This is a genomic window from Fuscibacter oryzae (assembly GCF_016765795.1).
Classification (GTDB): Bacteria; Pseudomonadota; Alphaproteobacteria; order Rhodobacterales; family Rhodobacteraceae; genus Fuscibacter; species Fuscibacter oryzae.
Genome location: NZ_JAESVP010000004.1, coordinates 41,022 through 54,897, shown reverse-complemented (window position 1 = coordinate 54,897; position 13,876 = coordinate 41,022). Strand labels below are relative to the sequence as shown.

Here is a 13,876-nt window from a genome sequence, read left to right as displayed (position 1 = left end):
CCCGCGACAGCCGGGGACAAGATGACCGCAAAACCGCAGGTGATCGTAAAGGGGCGCAAGTTCGACCAGGTGCTGCAAGGCGCCCGGACCGTTTTCATGCGCGATGGCTTTGAACGTGCCTCGGTTGATGACATCGCGAAAGAGGCGGGCGTGTCGAAGGCCACGCTTTACGCCTATTTCCCCGACAAGCGCCTGCTGTTTCTGGAGATTGCCAAAGCAGAATGCCGCCGTCAGGCCGAAGAGGCCGAGGCGCAGATTGACGAGGCGATCCCCGTGGCGCAGGTGCTGCGGCTGGCTGCCGAAAAACTGACGGCGTTTCTGGTCAGTGATTTTGGACAGCGGATTTTCCGTATTGCCGTGGCCGAAGCCGCAACCTTTCCGGCGCTGGCGCATGAGTTTTATCACTATGGGCCGAAACTGGTGCATGACCGCATCGCGGATTTCCTGCGCTGCGCGGTTGACCGGGGCGAGCTGACCATAGACGACATCGACCTTGCGGCCGAACAGTTCACCCAGCTTTGCAAGGCGGGCATTCACGACCGGCTGGTGTTTGGGGTCGGCGACGATTCCTGTTGCGCGCCTGCCGCCGTGGCCCGCGTGATCGACGGCGCAGTGCAGATGTTCATGGCCCGCTACGGGCGCAGGTAAAAGCTCAGATCAACCTTGCGGCCATTGCCAAGGTTCATGCCGCTAAATTCGCCAATCAGAGTCAAGCCCACCGCCAGACCGCTACCCGCCCGCGCCTCAACCGCCAGAAACACACATCCGGGTTTGGCCAGTTCTGCACCAAGCGTCTCTGGGGTGGCAAAGCGCAGTTTGCCTTGGGTAAGGAACAGGGCCGAAGGCTCTTCATACCCAACCGAAAGCGCGCGACAGTCGGGGTGGGTCGTCGCCGCATCCGCCAGCGCGACCGCAGGCCACAGCGTCGGAATCCGCGCCAGAGTCGGAAACAGAGCCACCGACAGGGCAAGCCCCGCGCCCGCCAGCGCGCCGATTTGCAACGGCACCGCCCCGCGCCAAAGCGCTATGGCCAACAGCGGCGCGGCAAGCGCCAGACCTGCGGCCCCCAGCAAGTAACTCGGTGCCAGTTGCGCGCCAATCTGCCCGGCCCCAACCCACAGCGCCACCAGTACCCCCCCAGGAACCGCCACCGCCACAAGCGCACCTATCCCGCGCCAAGCCCGCCCCGGCATGGCCTGCGACAGGCCCCAGGCCACCAGAATCGCCAAGGCCGGATAGGCGGGCAGGACATAGTGGATCAGTTTCGTCGCGGTCAGTTCGAACATCAGCCAGACCGGCACGATCCAGCCAAAGGCAAAGGCCATGACCGGCTGCCGCCGTCCGTGCCACAGCGCGGGCAAGGCCGCGACCAGCAGCGCCGATCCGGGCCAGAACGTCGCCCATACCAGCGCCAGATAGGTGCCGGGCGGCGCGCCATGGCTTTCTTGCCCCTGCCCGACCTTGGCCAGCATGTCTTGCCCGACCGAGGCCGCCCAGAACGCCCCTCCGCTTTTGAACGTGATCGCTATCAGCCATGGGGCAACCATGGCCAGCACCAGCAGCAGGCCCCAAACCGGCCTTAGCACGCGCAAAATCTTGGTATCGCGGCGGTGAATGCACAGCCCCGTCACGGTGAAAAGGGCCACCAGCGGCGTGATCGGCCCCTTGATCAGAATGCCCGACCCGACCGCTACCCAAAAGCCCATCGCCGCCCCAAACGACAGGTCCGGCCTTTGGTTGCGCCCCCCCGGCAGAAACGCCCGCGCCAGAACCGCCTGCGCCGCCAGTATTGTCGCAAGCTGCATGGCATCGGTCTTGGCCAGCCGCGCCTCTCCCCCCAGCAGGAAAGAAGAAGCCAGCATTACCCCGGCCAGCAGCGCAGGCCCCTCTCCCATCACGCGCCGCGCGATACCGACGGTCAGCCCCACCGAAGCCACCGCCCCGATCAGCGACACCAGCCGATAGGCCCAGATGCTTTCGCCCTGCCCGGTCAGCCCGGCCACCGCCGCCTGCAACCAATAAATTCCGACCGGTTTCTTATAGCGCGGCTCATCCCCCAACCGGATGTCGATCAGGTCACCCGAGGCCAGCATCTGCGCCGAAGACTGGGCAAAGCGTGCCTCGTCCCGGTCAATCGGCGGCAGGCTGAAAAAGCCGGGCAAGGCCAGCACCAGCATCACCAGCATCACCAGCATCGCCACCACCGGCGCGCGCCATCCTGCCCAAACCGCTGCCATCGCGATCTCCTGCCGTTTTGCGGGGTGTAGCGCCAAAACGGCGCGAACGGAACCGCTGGACAACGGCGGGCCGCGAAACCATGGTCCGGCCATGCAAAATGCCGCGCTTCGCCTGCTGAAATATCTGTTCCTCGGCTCACTCCGGGGGCTTCTGATCAGCGGCGCAATCATTGCCGTGGTCCTGCTAACGGCTGGGCGGGTGGAAAAGACGGGGGATCGGCTGCAAATCGCCCTGCCTATGCTAGCACTGGGCTGTGCCGCCGCGAATGGCGAAGGGGTTGAATATGGCCTGCGCTATCTGGTGATGTTCGGGCTGGCGCATGGCACCAAAGGCGCTCTGGGCGATACGTCGATCAACCAGCGCCCGCATGGCGGAACCGGGGGGATGCCTTCGGCCCATACCTCGACCGCCGTGCTGGGAACCTCTCGTCTGGTCAGCGATTGTCTGGCGGGCAACGCACTGGCGCAATCGGTTGCGATTCTGGGGGCCGGTCTGGTGGGCGGGTCGCGAATCGTGGTGGGTGCGCATGATCTGTGGCAGGTGCTTGCCGGCGTGGTTCTGGGATTGGGCTGTGACCGTCTGGCGCGGCGCGGCAGCCGCTTGCGGCGCTGGATTGCCAAGTTTCTGGGCCGGGCTTAACCCAATCCTCAGCCTTCGCTGCCATCCTTTGCCCGACCAAAGGACGAGGGGCCATGGACAAGATCAGCGTTATCGGCGGGGCGGGGTTTATCGGCACGGCGTTTTGCCGCCAGTTGGCCCGCGCCGGGCAAGAGTTTGAGGTTATCGACCTTGTGCCCAGCCGCCAATTTTCCAGCCGCAGCCGAATCGCCGATATCCGTGACCCGGACGCCCTGTCTGCCGCCCTGTCGGGGCAGGTGGTGGTTCATCTGGCTGCGGCCCACCGCGATGACCTGCGCGACCCGGCGGAGTATTTTCGCACCAATGTCGATGGCACGCGCAACATCTGCCAACTGGCGGGGCAGCGGGGCATCGGGCAGATTGTTTTCACCTCTTCCGTTGCGGTCTATGGGGCCGCAGCCCCGGGAACCGATGAAACCGGCCCCGTTGCGCCCGATACGCCCTATGGCCAAAGCAAGGCGGCGGCAGAGGGCGTCTTGCGTGACTGGCAGGAGCAGACTGGCGGGTCCCTGACCCTGTTGCGCCCTGCCGTTGTGTTTGGCGAAGGGAACCGCGGCAATGTGCATCGGTTGCTGGCCCAGATCGCCGCGAATGAATTCGTGATGGTCGGCGATGGTGCCAATGCCAAGTCTATGGCCTATGTCGGCAATGTCGCGGCCTTCCTGTTTGCCACCCTTGGCCAGCGCCCCGATCTGGCGGTTTACAACTATGCCGATGGTCCCGACATGACGATGGCAATGCTTGTGGAACACGCGCGACAGCGCCTGTCGGGCCGGTCGGGCACCGGGCCGCGCATTTCCTATGCGTTGGGAATGACGCTGGGGCGGCTGGCCGACAGGCTGGCGCGCGCGACGGGCCGGGGCCACCCGGTCAACGCCGCCCGTATTGAAAAGTTTTGTGCCGAAACCACCTTTGCCCGGGCGGCAGAGCTGCCCGGATTTGCCGCCCCGTTCACCCTGCACGAAGGGCTGGAACGCCTGCTGGCGGCAGAGTTCCTTCAGGACGATCCGGTGATGAGCCTGCTTGCCGCCGAATGATCAGCCGTTCTCGCGCAGGATCGCCCCGGCAAGATACAGCGAACCGCAGATCAGCACCCGTGCCTCGGGTGAGGTTGCGGCAATCTCGGCCAAGGCTGCGGTAACCGACTGCGCCGACACCGCAGGAATGCCCACCGACATGGCCGCATCGCGCGTCACCTCGGCGGGAAGGGTGTTCTTTTCGCCGGGAATCGATACTGCGTGAAGGCGCGCGGCATGGCCCGCTAGGGGGCGCATGTAACCCGAAACATCCTTGGTGTTCAGCATCCCGCAGATAAGGTGCGTTTCGCGCGCGGGCATCCGGGCCAGAGTGGTGGCCACCGCCTCTCCGCCCGCCGGATTATGGCCGCCGTCCAGCCACAGTTCGACCTTGGGCGCCAGATCGACCAGCGGCCCGACCTTCAACCGTTGCATACGGGCTGGCCAGAAAGCGCGGCTGACGGCGGCTTCACATGCGGCCTCGTCTTGCCCCAAGGCGCGCAGGGCGGCAATCGCAGCGCCTGCGTTCTGAATCTGATGCGGGCCGGGCAGGGTGGGCAAGGGCAGGTCCAACAGGCCGTTTTCGTCCTGATAGATCAGCCGCCCGCGTTCTTCCCAAACGCTCCACTGTTGGCCAAAGGCCAGAACCGGCGCGCCCAATCGGGCGGCGCGGGCCTCGATCACGGCCAGCCCCTCTTCCGTCTGGGGCCCGACGATCACCGGCACGCCGCGTTTCAGGATTCCGGCCTTTTCACCGGCAATCTTGCCCACGGTATCGCCCAGGAAATCGACGTGATCCAGCGAGACGGGGGTGATGATGGTCAGACGCGGCTGATCGACCACATTCGTGGCATCCAGCCGCCCGCCCAGCCCAACCTCCAGCAAGGTCCAGTCTGCCGGGGTGCGGGCAAAGGCCAGAAAGGCGGCGCAGGTGGTGATCTCAAAAAATGTGATCTCTTCGCCGCCGTTCGCCTGCACGCATTCATCCAGCAGGGCTGTCAGCGCGGGTTCGGAAATCAGATCGCCCGCCAGCCGGATACGTTCGTGAAAGCGGGCAAGGTGGGGCGAGGTATAGGCGTGAACCTTGTCGCCAGCAGCCTCTAACCCGGCGCGTATCATCGCTTGGGTGCTGCCCTTGCCGTTGGTGCCGGCAATATGGATCACGGGCGGCAATTTGCGCTCTGGGTGGTCCAGTGCCGCCAGCAGGCGATGCACCCGGTCCAGCGTCAGGTCGATGATTTTCGGATGAAAGGTCATCATCCGGTCCAGAATCAGGTCAGAGGTGGTCACTTTTCTTCCGCCATCACCGCAGGTTCACCAGGCGGCGGCAAATCGCCCTTAACCGCCGGGGGTTGGCCGGTCAGCATTCGCAGAATTGTGATCAGCTCTTCGCGCAATGCCTTGCGATGCGTCACGCGGTCCAGCATGCCGTGGTCCAGCAGATATTCGGCGCGCTGGAACCCTTCGGGCAGCTTTTCGCGGATGGTTTGTTCAATCACGCGCGGGCCTGCAAAGCAGATCAGGGCGTTGGGTTCAGAGATTTGCACATCGCCCAGCATGGCATAGCTGGCTGTCACGCCGCCCGTGGTGGGGTGGGTCAGCACGACGACATAGGGCAGCCGCGCCTCTTTCAGCATCTGCACGGCCACCGTGGTGCGCGGCATCTGCATCAGCGACAGGATGCCTTCCTGCATCCGTGCGCCCCCGGCAGCGGCAAACAGCACCAGCGGGCGTTTCAGCTTTACCGCACGTTCGGCGGCCGCCACGATGGCATTGCCGACATACATGCCCATCGACCCGGCCATGAAGCTGAAATCCTGGGCGGCTGCGACGATGGGGGTACGGCCCACCTCGCCCTCGGCCACCAGCATCGCCTCTTTGGTGCCGGTTGCTTTTTGCGCCGCTTTCAGCCGGTCGGGGTATTTCTTCTGGTCGCGGAAATGCAGCGGGTCAGCGACGGGTTCCGGCACCTTGACCTCGACGAAAACGCCGGTGTCGAACAATGCGGAAAAACGGTCTTGCGGGCTGATCGCCATATGGTGATCGCAGTTCGAGCAGACATTCAGGTTTGCCGCCAGTTCGCGGTGAAACAGCATCGTTCCGCATTCGGGGCATTTGGTCCACAGATTCTCGGGCACCTCGCGCCGCGAAAACAGCGAGTTGATCTTGGGCCGGACATAATTGGAAATCCAGTTCATCGGATCGCTCCTCGCGTGACGTCAGCCCCGATCAGATAGCCGCCGGGGGACAGGATTGCAACGGCGGCGGCTTCATGCCAGCAAGCGTTCGCCCTGTTGTCCGGTGATGGCTGCGGTGATGACCACGCCCTCGGGCTGATCGCTGGCAAAGGCCACTTCGGTAAACTGCTCGGTCCGGCCCATGCGGGCGGTTTCGGTCAGAATACGATGGGTCGCCCCCTGCTGGCTGGCCAGATGGCGGGCCAGTGCTGTATCACCCGCTGCCCGCAGCCGCGCCGCACGGTCGCGGATCACCGGGCCGGTCAGCTGCGGCATCCGCGCCGCCGGGGTGCCCTTGCGCGGGCTGAACGGAAAGACGTGCAGGAAGGTCAGGCCGCAGTCATCCACCAGCTTCAGGCTGTTTTCAAACATCGCCTCCGTCTCGGTCGGGAAGCCGGCAATGATGTCGGCGCCGAACACCATGTCGGGGCGAAGGCGGCGGGCCTCTTCGCAGAACCGGATGGCATCATCGCGCAGGTGGCGGCGCTTCATCCGTTTCAGGATCATGTCGTCGCCCGCCTGCAACGACAGGTGCAAATGCGGCATCAGGCGCGGCTCGGTGGCGATGGCCTGCATCAGCATGTCATCCGCCTCGATCGAGTCGATCGAGGAAATCCGCAGGCGCGGCAGGTCGGGTACCAGTTTCAGGATGCGCATGACCAGATCGCCCAGCCGAGGCTGCGCGGGCAGGTCAGCCCCCCAGCTTGTCAGGTCCACCCCGGTCAGCACGACCTCAAGGAAACCCTTGTCGACCAGGCGCTTGATCTGTTCGACCACCACGCCCGCAGGGACAGACCGCGAATTGCCACGGCCAAAGGGGATGATGCAAAAGGTGCAGCGATGGTCGCAGCCGTTTTGCACCTGAACATAGGCGCGCACCCGGCCAAAGCCGTCGATCAGATGACCGGCGGTTTCCTTGACCGACATGATGTCATTGACCTGCACCTTCTCGGTCGCGCCGATCAGGTCGGGCACGCGCAGGCTGTTCCAGGTTTCAGCCTGCATCTTTTCATGGTTGCCGATGACCTTGGTCACCTCTGGCATGGCGGCAAAGGTTTCCGGCTCGGTCTGGGCGGCACAACCGGTCACGATTACCGGCGCGCCGGGGTTTTCGCGCGCCAGACGGCGGATTTCCTGCTTGGCCTTGCGCACCGCCTCGGCCGTCACGGCGCAGGTGTTCACCACCACCGCGCCCGAAACGCCCGCAGCTTCGGCCAGTTCCTTCATCGCCTCGGTCTCATAGGCGTTCAGGCGGCAGCCCAGCGTGGAAAACACCGGCGCGGTCATGCGTTCTGCGCCAGATAGTCGGGCGACAGCCAGCCGTCGAAGACATGGGCCACCGGCCCGGTCATCCAGACCCCATCTTCGCGCCAGTCCACCTCCAGCACGCCGCCATCCAGCTCCAGCGCCACCTTTCGGCCTGTCAACCCGCGCAGATGGGCGGCAACCGCGGTGGCGCAGGCCCCCGACCCGCAGGCCAGCGTGATGCCCGCCCCGCGCTCCCACACCCGCATGCGCAGGCGGTCGGGGCCGATCAGGCTGGCGAATTCCACATTGGTGCGTTCGGGAAACAGCGGGTCATGTTCATAGCGCGGGCCAAGCTGCGGCAGGTTCACATCTTCGGCGTCCTCGACGAAGAACACGCAATGCGGGTTGCCCATGCCCACGGCCACCGGGCCGCCCGGCAGGGGCAAGTGCAGGGTATCAACCGCCCCGGCCAGCGGCACCTCGGCCCAATCGGTCTGCGGATGCCCCATGTTCACCGAAACCCGGCCATCCGGCAGACGCACCGCCGCCAGACCGCCCCGCTGAGTGACGAGGCTGATCGCCTTTTTGCCCGCACCCGCCATCACATAATCCGACACGCAGCGCGTGGCATTGCCACAGGCCCCGGCGCGGCTGCCATCGTTGTTCCAGAAATCCAGGACGAAATCGGCCTGATCGCTGTCGCGGATCTCTGCCAACTGATCAAAGCCCACGCCGCGATTGCGGTCACCCAGTGCCCGCGCCAGCGCAGGCGTGACCATTGCCGCCCCGCCCCGCCCGCGCGAGTCGATCACGACGAAATCATTGCCTGCTCCATGCATCTTCATGAAACGCAGGCCGGTTTCTGGGGTCTGGTCTGTCATTTGCCCCATATACGCCTGTGCCCTTGATGATTCCAGAGGCCAGAAAATTGTCCCTTGCGCCTTACGGGTGATCAGACTATTGCCCGCCCCACGGATGGGCCGTTAGCTCAGTTGGTAGAGCAGCTGACTCTTAATCAGCTTGTCGAAGGTTCGAATCCTTCACGGCTCACCATCCGTCTCCCCTGTATCAAGCCGATGAATTTACGCCCGATTCGGGGTTGACGCCCCTGCGCAGGTTCCGTATTGGGCGGCTGCGTGGGGCCGGTAGCTCAGTTGGTAGAGCAGCTGACTTTTAATCAGCGGGTCACAGGTTCGAATCCTGTCCGGCTCACCACCGCCTGATTGTTGTCAGGCAAGACCGTGAAGTGTCTGGAAAGACACTCAAAACTCTTCGAATACGAAATGAACCTATCTCAATCCGTGTTTTCGCGGATTTTTTGGTGTTAATTCGGACGTTTGGATGCCCCGCCAAAGTGATCGATGGCGCTCACCCTTGTGGCGCAGATGCCCGTTGCGCCTGCAAACCCAGTCTGGATCGCTTCTATACTTACAGGGCTTTGGCATCTCTCGATCAAGACTGGGCGCGCTTGCCATTCTTCGGGCGAACGCTCACATTCCCTTGTTCATCTTCTTGCTTTTTCACTCTCGACCTAAGGCCCTATTTATGAACCGGAATTTTGATGTGGTCTTGCGCTATTGGCGCACCTCGCTGGCCGATGGCGCGCTGGGTAAGGGCAAGTTCAGCCATCGCGACCGTAGCCGGTTCATCGAACTTTCGCCGGAGGTACTGCAAAGTGGCGAGGTGCCGTTGGGCGCGGTCAACCTGCTGTTTCACGATCAGCCCAACGCGAAAACGATCGGGGTGCGGCTTTGGCCACTCGTAGCAGCGCGGCGGATGTCGCATGGTGCGGTAATGAGGAATGGTCTGCCAGAATTGGTGGCGCCCATTGTCACCACAGCCCAGATCGACCGCGAGGGGCGCATTCAGCCCCAGCGCAGTGTGATCGCGCGGGATGTTCTGGCTCCGCTGCCCTCGGACGAGTTCTCCATAGGCACCGTTGATGCGCTGGACGAATTTCTGGTGGCAGAGCCGCTCCGGCTGCAAAATCCCTGTGATTGGCCCGCCTATTTGGCGCATTGCCGCAAGATGCTGAATGCCGTCACAAAGGGTTGGCCCGAGGGAGATCAGGATTACCGTCCTGCCGGCTATGGCTTGCTAGAGCGTGCCGATGACGCCTCGGCCACGGTGCGCAACATTCTTGACCTTTACGACAAGATTCTTGCCGATCATCCAGAGGTGCCCCTTCTGGCAAGAATGGTTAGCCCAACGCAGGGGACGGTCACGGATAAGGTGGTGGAAACATCGCTTGCCCGACGTCTTGGCCATTCCAACCCGCACTTCCCCTTATCCGAACAGCAGCGGCAAGTGCTGGCCTGGCTGGACGCGGCTGCGCAAGGTGAGGTCATCGCAGTCAACGGGCCACCGGGAACCGGAAAGACCACCTTGCTGCTGTCGGCCGTGGCCGGGCTATGGATTCGGGCGGCAGTAGCGGGGGGCGACCCGCCGGTGATCGTCGCGGTCTCCTCTAACAATCAGGCCGTGACCAATATCATCGACGCCTTCGGCAAGGATTTCGCGTCGGGCGACGGGCGTTTCGCCGGGCGATGGCTGCCCGGCATCGACAGTTACGGCATCTTTCTGCCCGCGAACTCTCGCAAGCAGGACGCTGGCGAAAAATATCAGACCGAAGAGTTCCAGACCCGGATGGAAACCGTAAAAGGTTTTCAGGCGGCAAAAGAAGTCTGGCTGACTGCGGCGCGCGCGGCATTGCCAGACTGCCAAGGGCCGGACTGTCAGGGAGATGTGGCCGACTTTGTGGCGGCACTGCAAGGCACCATCACGCGTGAGGTGAGCAAATTGGCCGAGGCCGACCGCAGCGTTGCCCACCTCTCCATACTTGCCGCCAAGGTCAGTGGTCTGGGGCGGGCTCCTCAACAGGCAGAAGGTCGGGCGCAGGCGGACCTGGATGCCCAGATACAGGCGGCCAACACCATTCAGCGCCACCGCGCGGCGTTTGATCGACAGCAAGCTGCGGAATCCAGTCTGATTGCCCTGTTCAGCTTCATTCCGGGGGTGGAGCGCAAGCGCGTCTTGCGGGCACGTCTGGCGCTTGAAGGGCTGCCCGGGATTCAAGGACTTGGGCGGGTATCAGAGATCGATCAGCACTTGAAAAGGGCCCTTCTGACAGCAGAGGCCGCAGTGTCCGCCGCACGGAAGGCCTTTCAGCACATCCGGGATCTGTGCGCCGAACTGACCGCCGCCCAATCCGCGCGTGATCAGGCAATGCTGGCGCTGGGCGGAGAGGACGGGCTGGAAGACCGGCTGGACCTTGGGCTGCGTTTCAACCTTTTCCGTCTGGCCACACATTATTGGGAGGGCCGCTGGCTGTTGGCGATGGAGGCCGATCTGGCGGAGATCGCCGCTTCGGCGAACAAGAGGGGCCGTGCGACCCTTGTTCCGCGCTGGCATCGGCGCATGATGCTGACCCCTTGCGCGGTTTCCACGCTTGCCAGCCTGCCAACCAAACTCTTTTACAGCCGCCGTGACGGTGACAAATGGGCCAATAAGTATCTCTATAATTTCATCGATCTTCTGATCATGGATGAAGCAGGTCAGGTCTTGCCAGAGGTCGCAGGTGCCGCCTTCTCTTTGGCGAAACGTGCGCTCGTTATCGGGGACACCAGACAGATCGAGCCAATTTCGACCGTGCCCCGCGCCGTCGACCTTGGAAACCTGCGCGAAACCGGACTGCTGGGCACAGAGGCGGACATTCAGGCCTTGGCCGCCACCGGCCTTTGCACCACCACGGGCAGCGCCATGCAGCTTGCACAACAGGCATGCCGGGTTTCGCCTTGGCCAGATCTGGACCCCGGACTCTGGCTATTCGAGCATCGCCGCTGCCATGACGAGATTATTGGTTACAGCAACGCCCTTTGTTACAAGGGCAAGCTGCGTCCCAGGCGCGGGGCCGCGCCGCTGGATGCACCTTTGCCCGCCATGGGATACCTTCACATCGACGGAAAAGTGTCGCGCGCGGGCAACAGCCGGTCAAACCCGACAGAAGCTGCAACCATCGCCGCCTGGATCGCCCAGAATCGCACCGCCCTGGAAAACCGCTATGGCCGCCCGATAGAGCAGATCGTGGGCATCGTTACCCCCTTTGGCGCCCAGGTTCGTGCGCTGCGGGCTGCCTGCTCTGGCCACAAGATCAGTGTAGCGGGACAAGCAGCCATCACAATCGGCACTGTCCATGCGCTACAAGGCGCAGAACGCCCGGTTGTGATCTTTTCGCCGGTCTATTCCAAACATGGCGATGGCGGCTTCATCGATGCCTCGCCCAGCATGTTGAATGTTACGGTGTCGCGCGCCAAAGACAGCTTTCTGCTGTTTGGCGATATGGACCTGATGGCAAAGGCTGTGCCGGGGTCACCGCGCGCACTGCTGTCTGCCTTTCTTGATCGTCCGGGCCGGGAACTGGACTTTCATCCGGCACCTCGTCCCGACCTGCAAGAGCGTGATCGTCAACTGCAAAGCCTGCGCGATGCCGCCGAGCATGATACATTCCTGTTGAACGCCCTGTCCGGCAATGCCCGCCGCTATCTGATCGTCAGTCCCTGGATCAAGCTGCGCACGATGCAGCGCACGGGGATTTTGAAGGGTTTGCAGTCTGCCGCCGCACGAGGTGCGGTGATCGACATCTACGCCGACCCTTTGTTGAACGCCGACCTTTTGCCGGAAGGACTCAGGCAGATCGATGAAGCCGAGCAGGCGTTAAGGCAGATTGGCATATCGCTTCATCGTCTGGAAAAGCTGCACAGCAAAATCGTTGCGGTGGACGATGATCTTCTTTGCGTGGGGTCCTTCAACTGGCTGAGTGCGGACCGTGACGGCCAGTATGCCCGCCACGAGACCTCGTATGTCTATCGGGGGGCATATGTGGAAGCCGAAATTCAAATGACCAGGCAAGATCTGAAAAGTCGCGCCAAGTGATCAGGAGGAGATTGAAGTGGCGCGCGGGATTGAGCTTTGACACGCGCTTTTGCCGCAACGCCAAGGCAGGTGCCAGTGTGCTGGCAAGTGTTGGAAGTGCCCGCCCAGTCCAGGCTCTGGCATGTCGCTGTCTGGCAGCGGATTGGGCATCCCAGCAGGCAACCTTGCCTGGCCTTGATCTAGGCTGGGCTGCTTGGCGGCAGAAAGCATCGTAGGAACGCGAAGGAACCATTCTCTTTCCTTTTGATCACACATACACGATAAAGACGGTAGATTTTATTTTGATTTAGTGCATTCTTATCTGCGGCCCCCGCAACCGGGCAAGAAAGGCAAGCTGACCATGACCGACCTGGACCTGATTGACCGCAAGATCGTGGCAGAACTGATGCGGGACGCAACACTTCCCGTCGCCCAGATTGCCGACAAGGCGGGCCTGTCGCAAACGCCCTGCTGGAAGCGTATCCAGAAGCTGGAAGCGAACGGGGTGCTGACCGGTCGCGTGGCCTTGGCCGATGCGGCCAAGCTTGGCTTTGGCCTGACGGTCTTCGTTGGCATTGAGGCACCCGACCATTCCGCCGAATGGCGCGAGGCCTTTGCAAAGGCCACAGACGCGATCCCCGAAATCATGGAAGTTTACCGCATGGCGGGTGAGATCGACTATCTTCTGCGCGTGGCCGTTGCCGACATGATCGCATTCGACAGGCTTTACAAACGCCTGACCGATGCGGTGCCGATCAAAAACATCACCAGCCACTTTGCGATGGAACGGATGAAGTTCACCACCGCCTATCCGGTCGATACCCTATCGCGCTAGGCCCATCCAAGAGAATGAGCTTCCCTTTCCATAGCTGTCTTTGGGAACCAAAATCACGATAATCTTGCTAGATTAATATGAGACCCGCAAACAGCACCCGGAGGCATGACATGACCAAAACCCTGATCGTCCCCGGCCTTGATGGCTCTGCCGCGCCACATTGGCAGCACTGGTGGGCGGCGACAGACCCCAGGTCACTGATGGTGGAACTGCCAGAGCCCAGCCACCCTGTTGCTGCGGTCTGGGAGGCCGATCTGGCCTCGATGATCCTGCATCACCCGGATTGCATTCTTGTCGGTCATTCGCTTGGGGCGGTCTTGATCGCCCGGCTGCTGGCAAACTGGCCGCAACTGCGGGTGCGGGCGGCCCTTTTGGTCGCCCCGGCCGAGACAATGGGCAATGATCGCATCGGCCATTTCGGCCCGATCCCGGAACCGCGCTTCGATATCGCAACCAACGTGGTCGCAAGCCGGAACGATCCGTGGATGCGGTTTGATCGCGCCCGCCATCTGGCCGCGGCCTGGGGCAGCGAATTGATCGACGCGGGTCATGCAGGCCACATCAATGTGGCGTCGGGTTTCGGGCCTTGGCCTCAGGGCAAAGCTCTGCGCGACAACCTGTTGCAACCATCGCCGACAAGGCTGATTCCGGCGCAGGCAGAGCAAAGGATGGCTTTCTAACGCAGCACCGGCCTTGGTGGCGACCGGGCATGGATGCCTGCGCTTAACCCCTCCAAGCCTTGCACGCATGTC

Annotated in this window: 11 protein-coding genes and 2 tRNA genes; 8 read left to right on the top strand and 5 right to left on the bottom strand. The window is 62.8% G+C overall.

The features are described from left to right. The first annotated feature begins 21 nt into the window (after positions 1-21). Entirely contained in the window at positions 22-648 is a 627-nt protein-coding gene (locus JI744_RS08440; RefSeq protein WP_202659537.1) for a TetR/AcrR family transcriptional regulator, read from the top strand. Here the strand turns inward: JI744_RS08440 and JI744_RS08435 are convergent. Then, a complete protein-coding gene (locus JI744_RS08435) occupies positions 633-2,237 on the bottom strand; it encodes an ArnT family glycosyltransferase (RefSeq protein ID WP_202659535.1) in 1,605 nt (534 codons plus the stop codon). The two genes, JI744_RS08440 and JI744_RS08435, sit on opposite strands and share 16 nt — an antisense overlap. Positions 2,238-2,328: 91 nt before the next feature. Between JI744_RS08435 and JI744_RS08430 the strand changes: the two genes are divergently transcribed. Both JI744_RS08430 and JI744_RS08425 read left to right on the top strand, forming a co-directional pair. Continuing rightward, positions 2,329-2,877, top strand: a complete 549-nt coding sequence (locus JI744_RS08430; protein ID WP_202659533.1) for a phosphatase PAP2 family protein — start codon at positions 2,329-2,331, stop codon at positions 2,875-2,877. Between the two features lie 53 nt (positions 2,878-2,930). After that, positions 2,931-3,914 (top strand): NAD-dependent epimerase/dehydratase family protein, encoded by a 984-nt coding sequence (locus JI744_RS08425; protein ID WP_202659523.1) that lies wholly within the window; start codon positions 2,931-2,933, stop codon positions 3,912-3,914. Here JI744_RS08425 and JI744_RS08420 read toward each other — a convergent pair whose 3' ends face one another. The 4 genes from JI744_RS08420 to dapF form a co-directional block, all read right to left on the bottom strand. Then, positions 3,915-5,153: a bifunctional folylpolyglutamate synthase/dihydrofolate synthase gene (locus tag JI744_RS08420; protein WP_202660436.1), complete on the bottom strand. Its 1,239-nt coding sequence runs from the start codon at positions 5,151-5,153 to the stop codon at positions 3,915-3,917. Between the two features lie 26 nt (positions 5,154-5,179). Beyond that, positions 5,180-6,091, bottom strand: coding sequence for an acetyl-CoA carboxylase, carboxyltransferase subunit beta (gene accD / locus JI744_RS08415; RefSeq protein ID WP_202659521.1), 912 nt, complete (start codon positions 6,089-6,091; stop codon positions 5,180-5,182). 72 nt (positions 6,092-6,163) lie between these two features. After that, positions 6,164-7,417, bottom strand: a complete 1,254-nt coding sequence (gene mtaB, locus JI744_RS08410) for a tRNA (N(6)-L-threonylcarbamoyladenosine(37)-C(2))-methylthiotransferase MtaB (protein WP_202659519.1) — start codon at positions 7,415-7,417, stop codon at positions 6,164-6,166. Next, a complete protein-coding gene (dapF, locus tag JI744_RS08405; protein WP_236019344.1) occupies positions 7,414-8,259 on the bottom strand; it encodes a diaminopimelate epimerase in 846 nt (281 codons plus the stop codon). The genes mtaB and dapF overlap by 4 nt, the downstream gene beginning before the upstream one ends. Before the next feature lie 96 nt (positions 8,260-8,355). On the opposite strand from dapF, the gene JI744_RS08400 reads away from it, so the two are divergent. The 5 genes from JI744_RS08400 to JI744_RS08380 all read left to right on the top strand — a co-directional run bounded on the left by JI744_RS08400 (position 8,356) and on the right by JI744_RS08380 (position 13,804). Then, a tRNA-Lys gene (locus JI744_RS08400) sits at positions 8,356-8,431 on the top strand. 86 nt (positions 8,432-8,517) lie between these two features. Further along, positions 8,518-8,593, top strand: a tRNA-Lys gene (locus tag JI744_RS08395). 330 nt (positions 8,594-8,923) lie between these two features. Continuing rightward, a complete protein-coding gene (locus tag JI744_RS08390) occupies positions 8,924-12,310 on the top strand; it encodes an AAA domain-containing protein (RefSeq protein WP_202659507.1) in 3,387 nt (1,128 codons plus the stop codon). 340 nt (positions 12,311-12,650) lie between these two features. After that, entirely contained in the window at positions 12,651-13,124 is a 474-nt protein-coding gene (locus JI744_RS08385; RefSeq protein WP_202659505.1) for an Lrp/AsnC family transcriptional regulator, read from the top strand. Between the two features lie 110 nt (positions 13,125-13,234). Next, positions 13,235-13,804, top strand: a complete 570-nt coding sequence (locus tag JI744_RS08380) for an RBBP9/YdeN family alpha/beta hydrolase (RefSeq protein ID WP_202659503.1) — start codon at positions 13,235-13,237, stop codon at positions 13,802-13,804. The last annotated feature ends 72 nt before the right edge of the window (positions 13,805-13,876 follow it).